The organism is Glycomyces lechevalierae (assembly GCF_027622945.1).
GTDB lineage: Bacteria > Actinomycetota > Actinomycetes > Mycobacteriales > Micromonosporaceae > Glycomyces > Glycomyces rutgersensis.
Window position 1 is genome coordinate 133,641 of record NZ_JAPZVQ010000013.1, and the last position, 21,118, is coordinate 154,758.

The following is a 21,118-nucleotide window of genomic DNA, read 5'->3' on the forward strand; positions in this document are numbered from 1 at the left end:
GCTGGCGGCTGAGTACGGAATCAGCCGCCGCAGCATCTACCGGCTCCTGGCCGGTTGAGGTGGGCCGCTCTCGTCGCCGGCCGCGTACAGCCGCAGGAACGCGTCGACGGCGGCTGCCGCGACCTCGCGCATCTCCTTGGCGGGGAGGCGGCGGGTGCCCCAGCGGGCGCGGGCTTCGAGCGGGCCGGTGAGCAGCGAGCTGAGGCGCTCGACCGCCGCGTCGGGATCGGTGATGCCCAGGCGCCCGGCGAGGGCGAGGCGCGCGAGCCGGTCGGCGAGGGCGCGCTGGACGCGTTCGGCGGCTTGGACCTGGACGATCTCCAGCAGATCGGGCAGGTGCGCCAGTTCAGCGTAGAGGAGGCGGCGCAGCGCCCACGAGTCGTCGTCGCAGTAGCACTGGATGAGGCGCAGGCCGACGTCTTCGAGGGTCGGCCGCAGGTCGCCTCCGGTGTCGACCAGCCGCTCGACCGCGGCGAGGTTCTTCGCGGTGGCCTGCTCGGCGCTCGCGGTAATGGCCTCGCGCAGCAGGGTCTCCTTGCCGCCGAAGTGGTTGTAGACCGTGGCCTTGGCGACCCCGGCGGCCGCGGCCACTTCATCGACCCCGGTCTGGGCGTACCCGCGGGCCGCGAACTCGGCGAACGCCGCCGCGAGGATGGCCTGCCGCTTCGCCATGCGGCCCCGCGGAGCCGCCGTCGTCGTTGCCGCACTCATTTGGCCAGGGTAGCCGAACCGGGCCGGAACTGGACTCACGGGTCTGGCTTCAAAGCCCGGTGAGTATGCAATACTTCCGAGGACATATTTCTAGACTCAAGAGTCTACTTTTGATTGGAGTCGCCTTGTCCTCGAACGAAACCGACCGCCTCGGCGCAGCACTGCTGCGACAGGTCGGGGTGATCCTGCTCGGCGGCGTGCTGGGCCTGCTCAGCAGCACGATGGTCGCGGTGGGCCTGGACGTGCTGGCGACCGAGTTCGACGTCCCGCTCGCCGTGATGGGCTGGGCCTCGACCGGGTTCCTGCTCGCCGTCACCATCGCCATCCCCTTCACCACCTGGGCCGTCGACCGCTTCGGCGGCAAGCGGATGTGGCTGGCGGGCCTGATCCTGTTCGCTGCCGCCTCGCTCGGCGCCGGGCTCGCGTGGAACGAGGGCAGCCTCATCGCCTTCCGTGTCGCGCAAGGCTTCGGCGCGGGCATCCTCGACCCGCTCGTGCTCATCCTGCTCGCCCGCGCGGCCGGGCCCGCCCGCGCCGGACGCGTCATGGGGCTCATGGGCGTGGTCCTGTCCCTCGGGCCGGTGGCCGGCCCGATCTTCGGCGGCGCCGTCCTCGAACGGCTCGACTGGCCTTGGATGTTCCACCTCAGCATCGCGATCGCCGCCGTCGTCTTCGCGCTGTCCCTGCGCGAGCTCCCGGCCGACCCGCCCCGCGAAGCCGCCCAACCCCTTCCTCGCCTCGACGTCATCGGCCTGGCCCTCATCGGACCCGGCGTCGCGGCCCTCATCCTGGCCGCCTCCCAGGCCGCCGAATCCCGCGCGTTCACCGTCTGGCCGGTGCTGCTGCCGCTCGCGGCCGGCGCGGTACTGCTCGCCGCCTATACGGTCCGGGCGCGGCGGCCGGGCGCCGAACCGCTCATCGACCTGCGCCTCTTCGCCAGCGGCGGTTTCAGCGCGAGCGTCGCCATCATGGGCCTGACCGGTGTCGTGATGTACGCGAGCCTGGTCGTCCTGCCGCTCTACTACCAGGACCTGCACGGATCGGGCGTGCTCGCCGCAGGACTGCTCATCGCGCCCTTCGGCATCGGCGGCACCGTCTCGATGCCGCTGGCGGGCTGGATCTCCGACCGCATCGGCAGCCGCAGCCTCGCCCGCGCCGGAGCGATCGTCCTCCTGGCGTGCGCACTCGCCCTGACGCGGCTGGACGCCGACACACCCATCGCCTGGCCCGTCGCGGCCACCCTCGTCATGGGCCTCGCGAGCGGCTTCATCAGCGCCCCGACCATGGGCTCCCTCTACCGCACCCTCCCCGCACCCCAAGTGGCCCAAGGCAGCTCGGTCCTCTACATGCTCAACCAACTCGGCGGCTCCATCGGCATCGCCGTCGTCGCCCTCATCCTCGCGACCGCCACCGCTCCGATCGCCAGCTACCAGGGCGTGTTCTGGTTCCTGTCCGCGACGCTCGCAGTCGTGCTCGCCGCGACCTGGCTCCTGCCCGGAAATCAGCCCACCGCAACCGAAGCGCCGATCACGGCCGCCGCCGGAAGGAACGAAGCATGAAGTCCATCGTCATCACCGGCGGCACCGACGGCATCGGAGCCGCCCTCGCCCGGCACCGACTCTCCCAAGGGGACGCGGTCACCGTCATCGGCCGCGACGAAGCCAAAGGCGCGGCGCTAGCCGCCCTCGGCGCCACCTTCCTACCTGCTGACCTCAGCCTGGTGTCCGAGAACCGCAGACTGATCGCCGAACTTCATGCGCGAGGCGACTCGATCGACGCGCTCGTCCTGTGCGCCAGGTATTTCCGATCGCACCGGCACGAGACCGCGGAAGGCCACGAAGCCTCGTTCGCACTTGAATACCTGAGCCGCCACCTGCTCGGCCGCGGACTGCTCGGCCTCCTCGACCAGGCCACGCACCCGGTCGTGCTGAACGTGTCCGGACCCGGCCTCCCGAAACCCGAGATCAGGTGGGACGACCCCTCGCTGCGCAACGGCTACTCCGGCCCGGTCGCCCAGATGCAGGCCGGACGCGCGAACGACCTCCTCGGCATCGGCTTCCCCGCGGCGCACCCGCAGGCGCGCACCCGGTACGTCCTCGTCAACCCCGGCCCGGTCGCGACCAGCTTCGCAGGCGAATACGACCCTGAGACCGCCGCCTTCGTAAAACGCATGAAACGCACCGCGGCACCGGTCGACCGCGCCGTCGGTCCGCTCTCCGACCTCATCGACACACCACCCCCGGACGCCCTGAGCGCTTGGGCCGGTGGGCGGCACGTCAATCCGAGAACGACCCCGCACGACGACCACGCCGCCGCCCGCCTCCAACGCCTCACCGACCACCTCCTTGATCGGTAAGACACCCGCTCGGGCGCTCTCGCGGACCTAGAAAGCCGGTAGCCTCACTGGCTACCGGCTTTCAAAACATGAATCATATTCAAGATTGTCAATATTATGTGGGCGATGCAGGGATCGAACCAATGACCCTTGAGCAAGACCGGTCCGGAGATGAAGCGGGGGACCAATAAGGGGACCACCTGGGGTGGAAAACGGTGCTCGCGACTGACTTTTGTTGACTGTCAATGACCTTCGTGGAACCTCGGCTACCTGCGTGTGGCGCGGAATTCCGGACATTGGGGCGCTAAATATACGCTTGAGGTGCTAGTGTCCTATTATGGACGTGGGGGTTCAAGTCCCCCCTCGTGCATAGTTTCGAAGGCCCCGGTTCTCCGGGGCCTTCTTTTCTTTGGGAAAGCGGCTCTGTTCGCTATTGGCGGTTGCTGGCCAGGAGCCAAGTTCGGAGCCGAATTGGCCCCTAAGGAAGTCCTTTTCGGTCGGTGAAGCGCTTTTCTGATCCTCGTCAAGAAGATCGGCGCCCTCGGTGACCGGGCGGAGCTGGTGCCGGTACACGGTCCAGGTCGTGGTGATGTCCTTGTGGCCCAAGATATTGGCGATGAGTTCGATCGAGGTGTGCGATGGGTGTCGTGGAATTCCTTGCCGCTCTCTACCGCAAAGACTTCACCATCCCGGGCATGCCTAGGAGCTGGCCGAGCGATGACCAAAGACGTGGTGGCTGCCTGACCGCACCCGGCTTGCCGCCGCGAGGCAGGAGCACTTCCAAGGCATTGAAGGCATGCCCAGAGCGTGAAAAGGGGATGCTGTTATCGCTTGAGGTCGAGGCTCACGGTTCCGGCCGCGCTCACAGTCACCTGCCACCCGTCCAAGCCTGGCTCGCCCGCATCGAACCAGGCGTGCAGTGACGCTTCCAGCTCGTTCCAGAGCTTGCGTGAACCGATTTGCCGAACCTGCCAGTACCCGTCCTCGAAGCGACTGTCCGCCGGTCCACGCTCGGCGGTCGGACATGAACGAGCAGCCCGCCACCATGATGCCGGTCGCAGTGCCGTCCTCGCGGACTTCAAGGCGGCCCACGGCTTGCTCCAGGAGGCGGTTGCGCCACGACGCGACAATGACGCCGCCAGGTTAGACGGCAGTGAGCCACACCGGCGGGATCGCATCAAAGGCGTACGTGGCAATGAGCCGGTCCCAGGGGCCCGGAGGAGGGTTCGTGCCATCAGCTTCGATGACTGCCACCCCCTTCGTATCCGGCGCCTTCCAGGTTCGCTCGAAGTTAGCGAGCAGTGCCGCGTTGTAGCCCGTGCCAGCGCCGACTTCAAGGACACGGTGTGCCGCTTGGACGTCAAGGGCGTCAAGGGCGTCAAGCATGATCGCCATGATTGACGGCTGCGACGACGAGGAGATCCCGCGGCCGTCAGCGTCGAGCTTGGTTAGCAGGGGAGTGTCGGAGTACACGGCCGCCGCCCGAGCCGAAACGCAGGCGGGTTGTTGAGGTAGTCCGCGTAGCTGCACCCGGAGACATCTTGCTCAGGGCAACGGTGTTGTTGCAGTACACCGGCTGAAGCCCTCGGGTGCCGCTGGCCGAACCGACCGGCGGTAGGTCGGGACTTCGAGCGTCCCGGCTTCTTCTCCGCTGTCGTTCCTCGATGTCGAAGTCCGCGGCGGCTCCACATGGTTCAATGCGGTCACTGTTTATACACAATGCGTAGGCAATCTGAGGACACTCGCATGGCCATGAACCAGTTTCCGAAGCGTCGCTCTGCCAAACGCATCGCGGCGGCTACCGTGATCGCCGTCGGCGCCGCACTGCTCGCCGCGCCCGGCACCGCCGCAGCGCAGGGCGTGTGCCCCGACCTCGACGCCAACCCGATGGCACCCGATTCCGAGGCCGCGCTCGAAGCGGCCAGCACCTGCGACTCCCAAGCCCGTGTCGCCCGCGCGACCGACGTGTCCGGCACATTCGCCGCGTCCGACCCGGTCGAAGATTGGGCCACTGTGATCGACAACGACTACGACCGCGACGGGTTTCAGGACCTCGTCGCGGTCCGCGAATCGGACGGGAACCTGCTGTTCTATGCGGGACGAGGCGACGGTACGTTCCAGAGCCCGGTCTCGCGCGGCACCGGCTGGCGTGGCATGGACGTGGTCATGGCGGGGAACCTCACCTTCGATGACAGCCCCGACCTGCTCGCCCGCGACACGAGGACCGGCTACCTCTACACGTACCCCGGTGACGGCAGCGGCGACTTCAGCGCCCGCATCGAGGTCGGCCCCGGCTGGAACAGCATGGGCGTCTTCACTGCCGGCGGCGACTTCGACGAGTTCGGGTACGGCCGCGACGACCTCATCGCGGTCGATGACCGGGACGGGAAACTGTACTTGTACCCCGGCGCCGGCAGGGGAACATTCGGTGCCAGGACCGCGATCGACACCTCGGACCTGCGCTCGGACTGGCGCGGCGTCGACAGCCTCACCACGCTCGGCGATAGCGCAGGACTGCAGCTGATGGCACGCGAGGGCCTGACGGGCAGGTACTGGCTGTACCGCAGCGACCTCCGCGGCGGCTTCTATCGATGGTCGACCAATATCGGCTCGTGCCTGTGCAGCGAACCCAGCGGATTCCCGGGGAAGTACACCCAGGTGACGGCGGCCGGGGACGTGGACAGCGACGGCTACCAGGACGTCCTCGCCCTCGCGACGAACGGCGCGATGACACTGCACTCGTTCACCGAAACCAACAGCTACGTGCACCAAGGGAGGATCGTGAGCCAAGGGTGGAACGGCATCCGGCTCCCAGTCGTCTACACCGACCGCACCTACGACTACGACACCGACGGCGCTCAAGACATCGTCGCCAGGAGCGACTCGGACGGACACCTGCACGTCTACAAGGGCAGCGGCACCGGTGGATTCGGCCCGGTCATCGACCTCGGGCCCGACTGGAACGGGCTGGACCTCATCGAGACCGCCGGGGATCTCAACAGCGACGGCAAGGCCGACCTCCTCGCCCGGAAGGCATCGACCGGCAAGCTGTACTTCTATGCGGGAGGGGGCAGCGGCCAGCTCATCGAGTCGGGTCCAGGGTTGGGGAGCGACTGGGACACGATGAGCGCCATCGTGTCCGGCCACGATTACAACCTCGACGGCAAGGTCGACATCATCGCCCGTGAGGCCTCCACCGGTATCCTGTGGCTCTACCCGGGCACCGGGTATCGCAACGAGCTCGGCCGCCGAATCCAGATCGGCAACAGCTGGAACGCCATGCGGAACCTGACCGGCGTGGGCGACTTGGACCATGACGGCATCCCCGACATGCTCGCCATCCGAAAGTCCGACAACTGCCTGTACTTTTACGGCGGCCGTGGCGCCGGCCTGTTCGAACACGCGGTCTCGCTCGGCTGCGGCTGGGGCGAGGTGGACATGGTTTCAGCCGTCGGCGACTTCGACGGCGACGGGAACGCCGACTGGATCGCCCGCCTCGCTTCCGATGGCCGCCTTTTCCTCTACCACGGCAACGGCGCAGGAGCCTTCAGTTCCAAGAGCGTCATCGGCACCAGTTGGAACGATATGACCATCGCCTGAGCACCCGAACCACCGCCACGCGTCAGTGACGAACAGTCCGCGCTGGTCATGCGGATGACCGGGCCGGCGTTGCCCAGTTTCGAGTCACGGACGCCGACAGTCTCGGCGTCCAGGGCGGCGGCGAAGACGATCCAGTTGAGCGGCTGCTCTTGATCCACCTCAGCTTCGCGTGCGTGGATCGCTCGTTTTGGGTCACTTGAATACTTCCTCTCGTACCTTCCGGATGAGCTGCACTGACTGCGTCCATGATCGTGAGCGCGTCCTGCGCGGTGTACCCGAAAGCGGTCGTGCAGTCGGCGTTCACATCGGTGTCGGCAAAGAGTCCGTCGAGTGTGGCCTTCAGCATGTGCGGGTACGACATGTTGCGCAGCATCAGCTCGCGCTGGACGAGCCGCCCGACGATTTCCTTTCCGGCGTAGGCAGGGAGCGCCTCGAGGAACGCGACCATGCACGCGAGGTGGAGCCCGTCCAGGGCGGCGTCCGCGAGCGCCTGGGGGTTGAACGCTTCGAAGTCGGCGGTTGTACCCGGTGGCCCTCTTGTCGCGATCGGCGAGCACCAGGGCGACGAGTTCGAGGATCGCGGGAGTGCAGTTCGGGCGGCAAGGGTTCCATCGCTTCGAAGCTGACCGGCGAAGCGTTCAAGCCCGGCCGTCGCGTCGGCTTATGGCGTTTCCCTTGCTTGCCGCGTTTCTTTCCCACATTGGCCTCCCTTGCCGCTTCGAGTGCTCCATCGCGGCAGTCCCCTGACTCGATGCGGCCCTTGTGCCCCGGTCCAGCATTAGTCGCAGAGCCCGGCGACCCGCCTCCGATCTTGGGTTGCGAATCACCTGTTCATACAGGTCAACGGGTAAGAAGTGTCGTACCCGCGTGACAACATTGGAGTATGACAACGAACCCCACTGCATTCGCCGTTGCTCTCGAAGACGAAACCGCGTACCTCGAAGCGGTCGCGACCGCCCGCACTGCCGCCGACGCCTACTACGGCTCCGGTGAGTCTGGACTTGACGACGACGCCTACGACCGTTTGCTGCGCGGCATCGCCGCATGGGAGACCGAGCACCCCGACCAGGTCGCTGCGGACTCGCCGACGCGGGCAGTTGGCGCTGGCGTCACCTCCGGTGACGTGCCGCACGACGTGCGGATGCTCAGCCTCGGGAACCAGTTCTCCGACGAGGAGCTGCGCGACTGGGCCGTTTCAGTGGAACGCCGTCTCGGCGGCCGAGCGGTCAACGGGTGGGTCGTCGAACCGAAACTTGACGGCGTCGCCCTCGCGGCCAGGTACGAGCACGGCAAGCTCGCGCGCCTCGTGACTCGCGGCGACGGGTCCACCGGTGAAGATGTCAGCCACGCCATCGGCACGATCGTGGGCCTTCCCGCCGAGTTGAACGAACCGGTCACGATCGAGGTCCGCGGTGAAACGCTCATGACGGAGCGCCAGTTCAATGCCGCAAACGAAGCGCGAGTTGCTGACGGCGGCTCCCCGTTTGCGAACCGCCGCAACGCCTCGTCTGGGTCGCTTCGCGCCCAGAGCCGCACGTACACGGTCGAGCAGACGTTCTTCGCCTACGCGGCGCTCACCGACCCTGAGCACACGAGCGACGCGACGCTTCAGGATTTGCCGCACTCGGAGGTGATCGCCCGCCTTGCCGTGCTCGGGCTTGGCACGACGCTCGACACGCCCGTTGCGACCCTCGCGTGCGCGACCCTTGATGATGTCCTCGCGCGTGTGCACGAGATCGGTGCGTTGCGTGCCGGGCTCGACTTCGAACTGGACGGCGCGGTCATCAAGGCGGACTCGGCTGCGGATCAGCGCGACGCCGGGACCGGTTCGCGGACCCCGCACTGGGCAACCGCGTACAAGTTCCCGGCGGACAAAAAGATCAGTCGTCTGCGGGACGTGCAGTGGGCAGTCGGCCGGACCGGCGTCATCGCGCCGCGTGCTGTTCTCGAACCTGTTGAGGTCGGCGGCGTCACGATCACGTCCGCGACCTTGCATAACGTCGCTGACATCATGCGGAGGGACCTCCGCCTGGGCGACGCCGTCTACGTTTTCCGGGCCGGGGAAGTCATCCCGCGCGTCGAAGGTGCCGTCGCCTCCATGCGGACCGGTGACGAACAGCCGATCGCCTTCCCGGAGGTCTGCCCGCGGTGTGGGTCCGGCATCGACAAGTCCCAGGAGCGGTGGCGGTGCGAGCGCGGCCGCGCGTGCGGCCAGGTCGAATCGATCGCGTACGCGGTAGCCCGCGACTGCCTCGACATGGACGGCCTCGGCGAGAAAGTCATCGTCCAGTTGGTCGAACGTGGACTCGTAGACGACTTCGCCGACCTGTTCACCCTCACGCGCGACCAGGTTTTGACGCTTGACCGCATGGGGGACAAAAGCGCCGACAACCTCCTGGCGGCCATCGCGAACGCGAAGACGCAACCGCTCAACCGCGTCTTCTGCGCGCTCGGCATTCTCGGCACGGGCCGGTCCATGTCGCTGCGGATCGCCAGCCACTTCGGCTCCATGGAAGCCATCCAGGCCGCGGACGCTGCCGCGTTCGAGACCGTGGACGGGATCGGCCCGGAGAAAGCCCCCGTGATCGTCGAGGAACTGGCCGCGCTCGCCGATGTCGTGGCGAAGCTCGCCAACGCGGGCGTGAACATGGACCAGCCCGGCTGGACCGTCCCCACGCCAGAAGGCATTGAAACCGACGTGCAGGAGACCAGTGCGCTGCCGCTGGCAGGCATGGCCGTCGTCGTCACCGGCTCCATGAGCGGGCCGCTCGAAGCGCTGTCGCGCAACGAGATGAACGAACTCATCACCCGCGCTGGCGGCAAGGCGTCATCGAGCGTATCGGCGAAGACGAGCCTCGTGGTCGCAGGCGACAAAGCCGGAAGCAAACTGGCGAAGGCGACCTCGCTCGGGATCGAGACGATCACCCCCGAGCAGTTCGCCGAACGCGTTGCCGACTTCCTGAACTAAACCTCCCAGGGCGGCTCGAACGATGCAGCCGTTCGAGCCGGGGCCACCGATACCGATTGTCGTGGTTCCGCGGCGTGCGGCTCGCTCGTGCATGAGCTATGACTGGGTGGTCTGGGAAGGCGAGCGGCCAGAGGATGCCCCGATCGCTCGGCAGGTGTTCGCTGACCTCTATGACCGCGAGTCAGGGGAATGGCAGCCCCCGACGGCGTTGATCACCAAACACGCGTGCAGGCCACGACGCTGCACTCGAAAGCGCCCGCGAGTTCGCTCCTGAGAACCGGGACCGTACCTGCCGGCTCCAACTGTGAGAATCGATTCATGTCCCTCCCGTTCCTGCCCAACGTCAGGCTCCTGCGCACCCCCATGTCGACCGGTGCTGCGTGGCTCGCGATCGCATGGCTCGCCTGGGCCCGTCACCTTCCCGGGAAAGCCACCGCAACCGGGCTGCTCGCCGACCTGTACACCGCGGCTGACTTCCTGGGATCCGTCGCTGTGATCGCCGCGCTTGCTGTTGCCTCCTACTTCACCGGGGCGCTCTGGATGGCCGTCCGCGACGCCGCCCTGAGCGTCGTCGCCCACATCGCCAGGGCCTGGTGGCGGCCGCTGCGCATCGCGCCGTCGCTCCTGTTCGACCCCGGTCGTGCCGCAGTCGTGCTCCTGACCACCGACGACTCCGAGTACGCGAACCTGCTACCCCAGTTGGGAATAGCGCGCCCCCTGCTGCGAGACCTGACTGCTTCGCAGCGATCCGAGCTGCAGGACGCGCTCATGGCCGACCTGCACTGGTTCGCGGCCGTCGTACCCGATGCAAATCCCCTCCTCGCCGAGCGAGAAGACCGCTGGCGTTCAGAAGCCGAGTTCGGCCGGTACCTTGCAACGCCGCTGGCGTGGGGCGCTATCGCGGTCGCGTTGGCGATCTGGCCGACCTGGTACGGCCTCGCCGGTGGGGTCGCCGTGGCGCTCCTCGGATGGTTTGTCGTGCACGTGGACGCGCTCGGCCTGGAACAGTCGGCGATCGCCACCCGCCTCGATGCGGTTTACACAGGTAAGCTCCCAGCGCCGACGCTTACCGCATACGGGCTCGGAGAATTCGGGCCCGCTAGCGAGCCTGGCGCAGACGGCGACCCCTGCCTGTCGGCGCTGGCGTCCACCTAGCAGTCCGGGCGTGCCCTGCCTCGCCGCCGCCGCACCCACTGTCGGGAGCGCGTCATGATGTGGGCTTTCCAGCTGAGCCGTAGGAGCCATCGTGGATTCATATTTCAAGGATTGGCCGCGAGCTGCATCAGGTAGACCGTCACACCGTTACTCAGCCCCCCACGGGCAGCCCCAAAACTTCAAGAAGGATCACTGCATGGACGAGGCGTTCATTGACCAGCTCACCGCCGAAGCCGAACGCGACGGCATCGCCACCCTCGCAGTCGGCGCCGTTGTCACTGACGAGGCCGGACGAGTGCTCCTGTTGCGGCGCAACCCCGAGGACTTCATGGGCGGGCAATGGGAACTCCCATCAGGGAAAACTGACCCGGGCGAGCGCCTGGCCGCCGCCTTGGCTCGCGAAGTGAAAGAAGAGACCGGCCTTGAGCTGACTGCGATCACGGCACACCTGGGGGCACTTTGACTACGCGAACCGGCGCGGCGTCCGCAGCCGGCAGCACAACTTCGCGATCGCCACGAGCGCGACTGCGCCTGTCGTCCTTACTGAGCATGATGCGTACGCCTGGCGTGAGCTCACCGACGACCTCCCGGTGTCGGACGCGGTGAAGACCGTCCTGGCCGCTGCGAGCAACACAGCGGCAAGATCGTAGTACTGGTGCGACACTTGACGTTCCGAGCCCCATGGTTGGTCGCCAGACTCCACTGACCGCTGTCTCGGGATTCCTGCATACTTACGGTCATGAAGATCTTGTGTCGAAAGGCCAATGCCGCGTAGGTCGTCAGCGCGAGTTCGCGCGTTTCAACGCCCTCGCCCTCGCAAGTGGCAGCTCTACCAACCCCCGCAGCTATCTGGCGCTTCCGGCTCTCTCGCAGCCGCAGTCCGGCGACTTGAGCACCAGGATCCCCGGTTCGTCGCCGGAGCCGTAGCTGCCGCGTTCATACTCTGGCGGAATCGAGCGAGTGGCCCGGCCCGCTTGTTGACCGCGCCTGATACCAACTGCGAGTGCGGCTGCATGGGACCACCACCCCGAGAACTACTTGAGATAGCCATCAACCGGCTTCCTGGCCGGTCGGCACGGGAACTGCGGCAGATGGTCGAGGCTGTGGACGATCGCTTCCGCAGTCGCACGCTCCCGAATCCGACCGCTCTGCCAGGACCATGGTGGCGCCGCCGCTGCTCGACCTGGAGCAGCAATGTGCCGAGCATGGCCTAAAGACTGTCCCGTTATTGGTTGCGGGGGTTGGTGTTCGCATCGATGCACCTTCATCCGGCAGTGATGCGTTTCTGGTTTCTGGCAGCGTGAACTGATAGGGCCGGGTTCATGCTCCGGTGTGATAGCGGGCGAGCATGAGGGCGACGGCATGGTCCACGATCGTGGTGTCGGCGGGGTCGGGTGGGACAAAGTCGGTCCGTACGAGTTGGGGCCACAGGAGCTGACCGCAGATCATGCCGAGAAACTGTTCGGCCACTGCGGATGTCGGGTGCGTCTGTCCGTCGGACGAACGGAAGTCGAGTGTGCCGGCTTGTGCTTCGGCGTCAAGGTAGTCGCGGAGCCGGTCGAAGAAGGGGCCGCGGTCGATGGCGAAGCCGGTGCCGACGATGTCGGCGAGTTCGGGCATCTGGGGCAGTTCGGTGATGATGAGGCGGCACAGCGCCGCGGTGCCGGGGCGCGAGACCAGGCAGGCGTAGTCGCGGCCGATGTGGTCGAGACCGTACCGGGGATCCCCGGGCGGGGGCGCTTCGGCGTATTGCACGTCCAGTTGCCATTGTTCGGAGGTGACGGCAGCGAACAGTGCGGCCTTGGTGGGGTACCGCTTGAAGAGGGTGCCGGTGGAGACACGGGCCTCCCTGGCGATCTGGGCCAGGGAGGTCTTGTCGTATCCCCGGGCGAGGAAGAGGTCGCGGGCCGCGCGAATGATGCGCGCGCGGTTCTCGGCTTTGATCTGCGCGTGATACCCGCTCTGGCACGCTTCGCCCCCGGTTTCTGTCCGGTCACAGTCGTCGGTCGGCATGCCCGCGCCCCTTTCCAAGCCGCATCCTCGCTGTCAGAGGACGGTCTGGCCACCGTCCAGGATAAGGTCCTGGCCCACGGCGAAGGCGGAGGCATCGGAGGCCAGGTAGACAACGGCTTCGGCGACCTCCTCGGGCATACCCATGCGGCCCAGCGGGATGCCCGAGCTGATGGACTCCAGAACCGCCGCCTGGATCGCGGGGTCCTCGATCCCGAGTTTGGCGTACAACGGGGTGTCCACCGGTCCGGGACTGACCGCGTTGAACCGGATGCCGTGCGACTTGAGCAGGTCCGCGTTCCACGACCGCATCAGGGAGCTGAGCGCCGCCTTCGTCGCGGCATAGGCGTTCGCCTGCCCGTAGCCGCCGTGCACGCTGGCGGACGCGTTGAGGACGACCGAGGACGGGTTGGCCAGTACTGGCACCAGGGCCTGTGTGAGGAAGAAGATGCTCTTGACGTTGATGTCGAAGAGCCGGTCGTAGCTGTCCTCGGTGTGGTCCTCGAACGACCGCCAGTCCGAGACGCCGGCGTTAAGGAATGCCACGTCCAGCTCCCCGAAGTGCTCACGCACCTGCTTGGCCAGGCCGCGCTGCGCATCGAGATCGCGTGCGTCGGCCTGCACCACCGGCACCGTGTCCCCGAGGATCTGCCGCGCCTTGTCGATGCTGGCCGGGGTGACGCCGGTGACCAGCACGTCGGCCCCCTCGGCGATGAAGCGCTGGGCGGTCGCCAGACCGATCCCGCTTGTGCCGCCAGTGATGAGGGCGCGCTTGCCTGCAAGACGATTCATGGTGATTGCTCCCTACTAAAATGGTAAGTCGATGGACTCACCTCGGCAAAGGTAGACCCGCATCATCCAAGTGTCAAGTCGGCCCACTTACCATTCTGTTGGCGTGGGTGGTTCTCCGACTTTCTGCGGCAGCTCTGGCGGCCCCCGTGCCGGCACCGGGCCAGAACGAGACGACAACGAAGCCCTTGCTGCTCCAGCTGTTGTGCCGTTATTGGTTGTGGGCCAACGGCTTAGGATGTCCGAGTGGGTGTAGTGGCGGCTTCCGAGGAGCGCTGGATCGAACCGTTCTCCGGGTTGCGACCCAGGGTGTTCGCCCGCCTGGTGCGCCAGGTGGAGCGCGAGGGCGCCGACGTGCGCCGGGGCCGGCCCTGGAGTCTGAGCCTGGCCGGTCGGCGAACGGTAGGAGCTGGGCACGTTCGCCAATTCGTGGCAGTGCAGGACGGCCGCTGTGCGTCAAGAGCCCGTAGGGATCCACGGTCCTGCGCGGCGTGGGTTCCCCCGGTCGCCGGTATTCGACGCGGAGCCGCATTCCTAGGCCGCGACGACGGTCCGCACCGGCGAGCTGTGCCTGGCGATCGACGGCGCACCAGCATCGGTTGACGCACTCTGCGAATCCTGGAAGGCCAGAGACCTACGAGTGGTGGCGGAACCGACCGACGAGGGTTTCGGCCGTTCCTTCGTGGTCGCCGATTCCGACGGCAGTCTGATCCGGGTGGCTCCGGGTCGGCTGACCGACCGACGGGACCGCCAACGGCACCGGGGTGGTCCTGGCGACCTGCAACGGCTCGTCGAGCTGAACTGGTCCTTGGTTTAACGAGTGGAGTCTTACCCGCCGGCGCACCCTCACCGCCGTGCATGAATGAACGGGCCTCCTTTGCGGGAGGCCCGTTGCTTTTGCGTTACACCGCGAACTGCCACCAGTTCACATTGAACAGCCCGCCCGCTGTCTCGGGAACGCCCGAGCCGGGCCTGCTTCGTCCCGTTAGCGCTGCAGGGTCAGCAGACCCGGCCGGTAAGGCAGGATGCCGTAGTCCATACCGTCAGAGCTGGGGTCGCGTCCCTGGTAGAGGAATTGCAGGTTGCAGGGGTCGATGGTCTTGGTCTGGTCGGGGTTGGTGCGAACCAGGTCGCCGTGGCTGATGTCCCGGGTCCAGGTCGCGCCGCTGTTGGCACTCCCGGCGAACGGGCTGTTCTGGGTCTCGGCCTGGGGTTGGGGTGTCCACGTGCCGTCGAGAGTGGTGGCCGTGAACGAGCGGAAGAAGCGGCCGTTCGACCCCATGGCCTCGACGATCATGAGGTACTGGTTCTGCCCCTGGACCTTGTAGACTTCGACCGCCTCGAACAGGTTGTCTCGCGTGTCGGTCATGATCCTGGTGTAGTTCGAGCCGAAGCTGCCCGGGAAGTTCCCGAGGGGCATGCTGGACCGGTAGATGTTGCCTTCGTCGTCGGCGAAGAACATGTACATGTTCTTGTCGTCAGCGATGAGCGTCTGGTCGATGGGGGCCCCGACGGGAAGGGTTGCCGTGAAGAGTTCGTGGTGCTCGCCCCAGCCGTTGGGGTTGGTGGGGTCGCTCGACGTGCGGTAGGAGAAGCTGTACGGCCAGCCCCACTGGTAGGCGAGCACCCAGGTGTTCTTCGGGGCGAAGTAGAGAAGCGTCGGGGCGATGGCACCGAAGGGCACAGTGTTCTGGGTGGCGTTGGCCATGTCGGACCAGTTCGTGAAGGGGCTGAAGACCGTCGCGCCCCATTTGCCTTCTGGGCCCGCTACCGCGTCGTGTGTGGTCCCGTAGACGAGGTACTGGCCGTTGTAGCGGACCGCGCTGAAGTCCTTGAGCGCGACCTGTCCGTTCTGCGGTTGCGCTAGGGGGCCGGTCGATGTCCAGCGGTACGTCGACGGAAGGGCGCAGGCGCCGCTGCCGCTGTCGACGCGGACGAGCTGCCACTGCTGGTTGGTGCCGCCCCAGTCGCTGTACTGCACGACGGTGGCGCCGTCGTTGGTCGCCGCGTTCTGGACCTCGACCGCCTTGTTGCTGTTGCGGTTGATCAGGCGCACATAGCCGCCGCCGGAGTCGGCCAGCCGGAACTGCTGGTTGGCGCCGCCGGTGTCGGTCCACTGGTGGATGTTGGCGCCGTCGGCGGTCGACCAGCTGGACACGTCGAGCAGCTTGCCTGAGTGCCGCGCCTTGATCTTGTAGTAACCGCCGCCGGCGTCGATGAACTGGAACTGCTGGTTCTGGGCGTTCGTGCGGGTCCATTGGTGGAGCTGGGCGCCGTCGGCGGTGGACACGCCGCTGACGTCCAGGGCCTTGCCGCTGTTGCGGTTCAGCAGCACGTACCAGGCGGTGGGGTCGGTCGACTGCTGTGCTTGGGCTGCGGTGAACGGGTTGAGTACGGTCGCGGCGGCGGCCCCGGCGAGCACGCCGGCTCCGCCGATGAGCATCCGCCTGCGGCTCTTGGGGGTTTCCATCCAGGCCATGCTGGTCTCCTTAGTCGAGGTTCGTCGGGTCATGGAACTGCGGGTTCATTGCGACGGGTGGGACCGGTCGGTCGCGGACTGGCTGGTGCGCCGTCGCGGTGCGGTCCCGGATCGGTCAGTCGACGGAGGCCGGCGCGAGCGCGGCCATGCCTAGGATCCGGCGGGACGGGATCGAGCAATCGGGTGCGGCCGACGTCATCGGATGCTCCTTCGCGGACGCGGGTACGGGCAATGATTGTTATCGTTCACATGTCACTATCTAGCTCCGGAACATCTGATGAATTCTCCGGCGATTCGAACTATAGAGAGATCTCGATGTGTAGTCAACGGCTCGACGGAGGTTTGTTGGTGCACCTAGCGTTAAACTGCCGCGTCGAGTCTCGGCTTCAGGGGGCATCCGACGTGGGCCTACGGTGGGGGATCGACGCCGAAGAATCCACCAGTCTGGCGGTCGTCTCGGTGGCGCCCGGCGGCTCGGCGAACCACGCCTTCCATGCCGCCGGTGCGGCCGACTGGCAGTGGACCCCAGAGGAACTACCCGGCTCACCATCGCTGGATGCTGCACGCGCGGGATCACTGGCCCTGGCGCTCGAACCGGGCGCGACGTTGATCGAACCCCGTAGTCCCGGGCGTTGAGGCGAGCCTGCCATCCCGCGAGCAGGTCGGCCATCGCATCGAACACCGCCTCGGTCCCCGAGCTGAGGCTAGCTTCCTCAGCTGCTTCTGTGTTTTCTTGTGGCGCAACGGAACCGACGTGAACGGCGGCATCTGGTTCACGCTAAAGCCCAAGAGCCTCAGCGGAACCGAGCCATCACGTTCCGCGAAGTCAACTTTCACGGATGGAGCGCCAGGTAGGGCAGTCGATACATTGACAATCTTCGATTTAGCTGTAGAATGTATGACGTCTGATGTAATGCCGCTGGCCGCTCGGGCAGACGGGAGAAGCTCGTGTTCGGCTCGATTCGGTTCTTCGACTGGAACCTTCTCGGCGCCCGCAAACTGTTGGCGCTGCTGGCTTCGATGGCCGTCGTCCACGTCGGTTCGGTGGCCGAGGTCCCCGCCCACGCCGATCACGGGCGGCACGAGGAGAAATAAATCGGCCGCCGAAGTCCTCGCGCCAGAAGCTCCGGCCGGCCGCAAGCCCGGCCCCACCCCGACCGGACCCGAACGAAGGAGCCCCATGGCCTCTCGACCCGACCAGCCCAACCTCTCCCGCCGCCGCATCCTCCAGACCGCGGCCATCCTCCCGGCCGCCGCGATCCACGCGTTGACGCCGGACGGAGCCGGTGCCGCCGTCGAGGCGGCCGCGACCGATGGCGTCTCCGCCGGCAATGCCGCGCTCGCTTCCATCGATCTTGCCGGAACGTGGAGCTTCACCCCGGCGGGCCGGGCGCCGACGTCGATCAGCGTGCCCGGCGGCGGCTGGTACAAACAAGGATTCACCGACGTGAACGAGGCGGTGTACTCGCGCAGCATCACCGTGCCGGATTCGGGGCAGCCGCAGTCGACCTGGATCGAGTTCGGCGCTGTCAATCACCAGGCGACACTTTCGGTCGACGGCCGCGTGGTCGCCACCCAGACAACGGCGTTCACCCCCTCCAACTTCGACATCAGCGCATACGCGGCGCCCGGCACCACCCACACGATCACGGTGAACGTGAAGGGCCGCGGCGCGTTGAAGGCCTCCAACGGCAGGTATCTGGTGCCAGACGCCGCCGACTGGTGCGAGGCGATTCCGCAGGGGATCTTCCGGTCCGCGTACCTGCGGGTGTACCCGGCGGTGTACGTCAGCGACACCTTCGTGCGCACGTCGGTGGCGAACAAGACGTTGAGCTACGACGTGTCGGTGCGGAACACGTCGGGCAGTTCCCGGTCGGTGACGTTGACCGGGTCGCTGTCGTCCGACAGCGGAACGGCTTTCAACTACCCTGAACTGCCCAGCCGTACGGTCACCGTGGCGGCCCGCTCGACCGTGACCGTGACCGTCGGACCGGTCGCGTGGAACCTCGACAGCAGCTCGTACTGGTGGCCCAACGTGCCGTACCGGTCGGGGTACCGGGCGCAGCTGCACGAGCTGACGGTGCATGCCGTCGCCGATGACGGGCACGCCAGCGACGCCGCTTACCGGTTCGGGTTCCGGGAGGCCACCCAGAACGGTGACTACTACTACCTCAACGGCGTGCGCGTGAACTTCCGCGGCGACAACCTCCAGGGTGCCGACTACGACCGGATCAACAACGGCGGCAAGGGCGATGCCTACGACACCCTGCCCGGCTTCCTGCCCCCGTCGCCCGGCAACGGCGGCTGGCCGCAGGCGGTGGACAACTACCAGCGGCTGAACTTCAACGTGGTGCGCGTCCACCAGGAGCCCGCGAGCCCGTACATGTTGGATGTCGCCGACGAGATGGGCCTGATGATCATCGGCGAGACCGCGATTCGCGGCTCCTCTGGCAAGCAGGATTGGATCGCCGGGCACGACAACATGGTCGACCACGCCCGTGCGCTGGTCCTGCGCGACCGCAACCACCCCGCGGTCATCCGCTGGAGTCAATCCAACGAGCCGAACCAGAGCGGCCAGGATTCCGAACAGTTCGAGAAGGACCTGTACGCGGCGATGAACGGCAACGACGGCACCCGGCCGGTCATTGTCGAGGTGGGCGTCGACGGGAATCTCAACGGGTATCCCGGGATGACCTACGCCAACTTCGCGGTGATCCCGCACTACGTCGACGGCTTCGGCAGGTACGGGGAGGGCCTGAAAACCGTGAATGGGCGGCCCGACGGCGAGGGCGAGTACATCTGGCCGGCATGCAACACCAAGCAGGGCTTCGAGTGGTTCGCCACGGCAACCCTGGCCAAGCGCGGCAAGAACGCCTCCGACCTTCGTCCGTACACGCTGCTGTCGGCCTGGGCCAGCGTCGTGCCCGGAGTGCGCACCGGCGACTTCATCCCGGAGGAGGGCGGTCGCCCTGTCTACGGCGCGGACAACCTCCCGGACCCCTGGAGCAACCCGCAGTTCCAGCGCGTGCAGGCGGCGTTCAACCCGGTGGCCGCGGTCGACCTCCCCTACTGGTCGGCCTCCGGCGTCTCGGACGCGAACGGCACCTTCCCGCTGCCGCAGGCGGTGCCCAACTACGCCCGGAACGCCACGGTCACCCGCACCATCACCGTGTTCAACGACGGCTTCACCGACACCTCGGTGGACTTCACCTGGACCGCCCGGATCGACAGCCCGACCGGCACGGTCGTCGCGTCGGGCAGCACCAAGCTGACCATTCCGCTCGGCTCGCGGGTCACGCAGCCGGTGTCCTTCACCACGCCTGCCACCGGTAGCCGCGTGTACCTGGTGCTGTCGACGGCGAAGTCCGGCAGCACCCTCTTCACCGACGCGGTCGAGTACTTCACCATCGGCGGAACCGAAACCGGGCCCGCACCCGGCACCTACCGCATCGTCAACCGCAACAGCGGCAAGCCTCTCACCATCGCCGGCAACTCCACCGCCGACGGCGCCAAGGCGATCCAGCAGAGCGGCACTCCCACGTGGACGATCAGCACCACCCAGGGCGCCTACACTCTGCGCTACACCGCCTCCGGAAAGATGCTCGACGTCAACGCCGGCAGCAGCACGCAGGGCCTGCAATTGCAGCAGTGGTCGGCCAACAGCGGCACCAACCAGATGTGGTACCTGCGCCCCACCGGTGACGGCTACTACACGATCGTCGCCCGTGACAGCGGACTGGTGGCCGACGTCTCCGGCGCGGCGACCACCGATGGGGCACAGGTAGTGCAATGGAGCGCCAACGGCGGGACCAACCAGCAGTGGCAGTTCGTATCCGCCTAGGAGTCTCGGAAGTGTCCCGGCGATGGCTCAGGTCGAGGCCAGGGCCACCGCCGGGGCGAGTCGAGCGACGCGGACCGCCAGGACGTCCTCGTGCGCGCGCAGCACCCGGAAAGCACCGCGTGCACGCAAGGTGCGGGTGTTGGTCAGGTGGAGAAACGTCGCGTGCGGGTGCAGGCGATGTCCATCCCAGCGAGACAGCGGTGCCACGCGCCGCTCTTGCAGCACGAAGTCGGCCGCAAGCCCGGCCCGGGTCACCAGGGCGGGGAAGTCGACCAGTCGACGCTGCTCGATAGACGTGCGCCTCGAACTCGCGCTCGACATCGCGACCTGGATCGACGACTACGCGCCGACGATCACTATCCGAGGCCCGGATGTCGTTGTGCTCCAAGGTGTTCCGCATGAACTGGGCCGCGCCTCGCCGATGGCGCGGCCGTTTGCATGAGCGGGATCGGACGGTGACGGGTCTGAGTTCGGTGTGCAACCCTGGTGCATACTCAATATGCTCTACCGAGTATCCTCGGTCGAGAACTCTTGAGAATCGGAGCCCCCCATGACCGTTCTGCATCTGAAAGGCGTGAGCCGCACCCACGGCTCGGGCGAGAACCTCGTCAACGCCCTTGTCGACGCCGACCTCACCATCTCCGCTGGTGAGCTCGTCGCCATCATGGGCCCTTCGGGGTCCGGCAAGTCGACGCTGCTCAACCTCGCCGGAGGGCTCGATGCCCCCACCGCGGGCGAGGTCCTCGTCGAGGGCATCGTGCTCGCCTCGCTGAACAAGAAGCGGCTCGCCGCGCTGCGGCGGCGCAGCGTCGGCTACGTGTTCCAGGACTACAACCTGGTGCCGAGTCTGACGGCCGCCGAGAACGCGGCGCTGCCGCTGGAGCTCGACGGGCTCTCGGCGGGCAAGGCGCGCAAGCTGGCGCTCGCGGCGCTGGAGGAGGTCGGCCTCGACGCGAAGCAGGCCGACCGGTTCCCCGACGAGATCTCGGGCGGGCAGGCGCAGCGTGTCGCGATCGCGCGGGCGCTCATCGGCGAGCGGCGGCTCGTGCTCGCGGACGAGCCGACCGGTGCGCTCGACTCGCACACCGGTGAAGAGGTGCTGAAGCTGCTGCGCCGCCGCTGCGATGCGGGCGCGGCCGGGCTGCTGGTCACGCACGACGCGCGGCACGCGGGCTGGGCCGACCGGGTGGTGTTCCTCCGGGACGGACGCATCGTCGACTCCTCCGCGCC

16 protein-coding genes and 2 pseudogenes are annotated in these 21,118 nt (G+C 67.0%); 10 read left to right on the plus strand and 8 right to left on the minus strand.

Annotated elements, in window-relative coordinates; translation table 11 throughout:
* Nucleotides 1–36: 36 nt before the first annotated feature.
* Nucleotides 37–711 carry a TetR/AcrR family transcriptional regulator C-terminal domain-containing protein gene (locus O2L01_RS19225; protein WP_270123633.1) on the minus strand — a complete coding sequence of 225 codons (675 nt, stop codon included), beginning with the start codon at nt 709–711 and terminating at the stop codon, nt 37–39.
* A 125-nt stretch (nt 712–836) separates the two neighbouring features.
* On the opposite strand from O2L01_RS19225, the gene O2L01_RS19230 reads away from it, so the two are divergent.
* Both O2L01_RS19230 and O2L01_RS19235 read left to right on the plus strand, forming a co-directional pair.
* The gene (locus O2L01_RS19230) at nt 837–2,270 is read left to right on the plus strand and encodes a DHA2 family efflux MFS transporter permease subunit (protein WP_270123634.1); all 1,434 of its coding nucleotides are present in this window, start codon (nt 837–839) and stop codon (nt 2,268–2,270) included.
* Nucleotides 2,267–3,067 carry an SDR family NAD(P)-dependent oxidoreductase gene (locus O2L01_RS19235; RefSeq protein ID WP_270123635.1) on the plus strand — a complete coding sequence of 267 codons (801 nt, stop codon included), beginning with the start codon at nt 2,267–2,269 and terminating at the stop codon, nt 3,065–3,067. Before O2L01_RS19230 ends, O2L01_RS19235 begins: the two co-directional genes overlap by 4 nt.
* A gap of 1,122 nt (nt 3,068–4,189) precedes the next feature.
* Here O2L01_RS19235 and O2L01_RS19240 read toward each other — a convergent pair.
* Nucleotides 4,190–4,576, minus strand: coding sequence for a protein-L-isoaspartate O-methyltransferase family protein (locus tag O2L01_RS19240; RefSeq protein WP_333490292.1), 387 nt, complete (start codon nt 4,574–4,576; stop codon nt 4,190–4,192).
* A 222-nt stretch (nt 4,577–4,798) separates the two neighbouring features.
* Here O2L01_RS19240 and O2L01_RS19245 point away from each other — a divergent pair, with 222 nt between their 5' ends.
* The gene (locus O2L01_RS19245; RefSeq protein ID WP_270123637.1) at nt 4,799–6,646 is read left to right on the plus strand and encodes an FG-GAP repeat domain-containing protein; all 1,848 of its coding nucleotides are present in this window, start codon (nt 4,799–4,801) and stop codon (nt 6,644–6,646) included.
* A 46-nt stretch (nt 6,647–6,692) separates the two neighbouring features.
* Here O2L01_RS19245 and O2L01_RS19250 read toward each other — a convergent pair whose 3' ends face one another.
* The gene (locus O2L01_RS19250) at nt 6,693–7,094 is read right to left on the minus strand and encodes a hypothetical protein (RefSeq protein ID WP_270123638.1); all 402 of its coding nucleotides are present in this window, start codon (nt 7,092–7,094) and stop codon (nt 6,693–6,695) included.
* 435 nt (nt 7,095–7,529) lie between these two features.
* On the opposite strand from O2L01_RS19250, the gene ligA reads away from it, so the two are divergent.
* From ligA to O2L01_RS19265, 3 genes are all read left to right on the plus strand, one after another.
* Complete coding sequence (gene ligA, locus O2L01_RS19255; protein ID WP_270123639.1) at nt 7,530–9,614, plus strand: NAD-dependent DNA ligase LigA; 2,085 nt, start codon at nt 7,530–7,532, stop codon at nt 9,612–9,614.
* A 318-nt stretch (nt 9,615–9,932) separates the two neighbouring features.
* Nucleotides 9,933–10,769, plus strand: a complete 837-nt coding sequence (locus O2L01_RS19260; RefSeq protein WP_270123640.1) for a hypothetical protein — start codon at nt 9,933–9,935, stop codon at nt 10,767–10,769.
* A gap of 196 nt (nt 10,770–10,965) precedes the next feature.
* Nucleotides 10,966–11,232, plus strand: coding sequence for an NUDIX hydrolase (locus tag O2L01_RS19265; protein ID WP_270123641.1), 267 nt, complete (start codon nt 10,966–10,968; stop codon nt 11,230–11,232).
* A gap of 857 nt (nt 11,233–12,089) precedes the next feature.
* Here O2L01_RS19265 and O2L01_RS19270 read toward each other — a convergent pair.
* Nucleotides 12,090–12,782, minus strand: a complete 693-nt coding sequence (locus O2L01_RS19270) for a TetR/AcrR family transcriptional regulator (protein ID WP_270123642.1) — start codon at nt 12,780–12,782, stop codon at nt 12,090–12,092.
* A 33-nt stretch (nt 12,783–12,815) separates the two neighbouring features.
* Entirely contained in the window at nt 12,816–13,571 is a 756-nt protein-coding gene (locus O2L01_RS19275; RefSeq protein WP_270123643.1) for an SDR family oxidoreductase, read from the minus strand.
* Nucleotides 13,572–13,814: 243 nt separating this feature from the next.
* Between O2L01_RS19275 and O2L01_RS19280 the strand changes: the two are divergent.
* A pseudogene (locus tag O2L01_RS19280) lies at nt 13,815–13,964 on the plus strand (IS5/IS1182 family transposase); the annotation flags it as partial.
* Between the two features lie 58 nt (nt 13,965–14,022).
* Here O2L01_RS19280 and O2L01_RS25850 read toward each other — a convergent pair.
* Both O2L01_RS25850 and O2L01_RS19285 read right to left on the minus strand, forming a co-directional pair.
* Nucleotides 14,023–14,100 (minus strand): annotated as a pseudogene (locus O2L01_RS25850) (WYL domain-containing protein); the annotation flags it as partial.
* 453 nt (nt 14,101–14,553) lie between these two features.
* Nucleotides 14,554–16,038, minus strand: coding sequence for a non-reducing end alpha-L-arabinofuranosidase family hydrolase (locus O2L01_RS19285; protein WP_374727658.1), 1,485 nt, complete (start codon nt 16,036–16,038; stop codon nt 14,554–14,556).
* 957 nt (nt 16,039–16,995) lie between these two features.
* Here O2L01_RS19285 and O2L01_RS19290 point away from each other — a divergent pair.
* Both O2L01_RS19290 and O2L01_RS19295 read left to right on the plus strand, forming a co-directional pair.
* On the plus strand, nt 16,996–17,142 hold the full coding sequence (locus tag O2L01_RS19290; RefSeq protein ID WP_270123645.1) for a hypothetical protein: 147 nt from the start codon (nt 16,996–16,998) through the stop codon (nt 17,140–17,142).
* A gap of 85 nt (nt 17,143–17,227) precedes the next feature.
* Entirely contained in the window at nt 17,228–19,888 is a 2,661-nt protein-coding gene (locus O2L01_RS19295; RefSeq protein ID WP_270123646.1) for an RICIN domain-containing protein, read from the plus strand.
* Between the two features lie 27 nt (nt 19,889–19,915).
* Here the strand turns inward: O2L01_RS19295 and O2L01_RS19300 are convergent, their stop codons facing one another.
* Nucleotides 19,916–20,209 carry a hypothetical protein gene (locus tag O2L01_RS19300; protein ID WP_270123647.1) on the minus strand — a complete coding sequence of 98 codons (294 nt, stop codon included), beginning with the start codon at nt 20,207–20,209 and terminating at the stop codon, nt 19,916–19,918.
* A 229-nt stretch (nt 20,210–20,438) separates the two neighbouring features.
* On the opposite strand from O2L01_RS19300, the gene O2L01_RS19305 reads away from it, so the two are divergent.
* The coding region (locus O2L01_RS19305) for an ABC transporter ATP-binding protein (protein ID WP_270123648.1) at nt 20,439–21,118 on the plus strand (680 nt) is incomplete at its 3' end.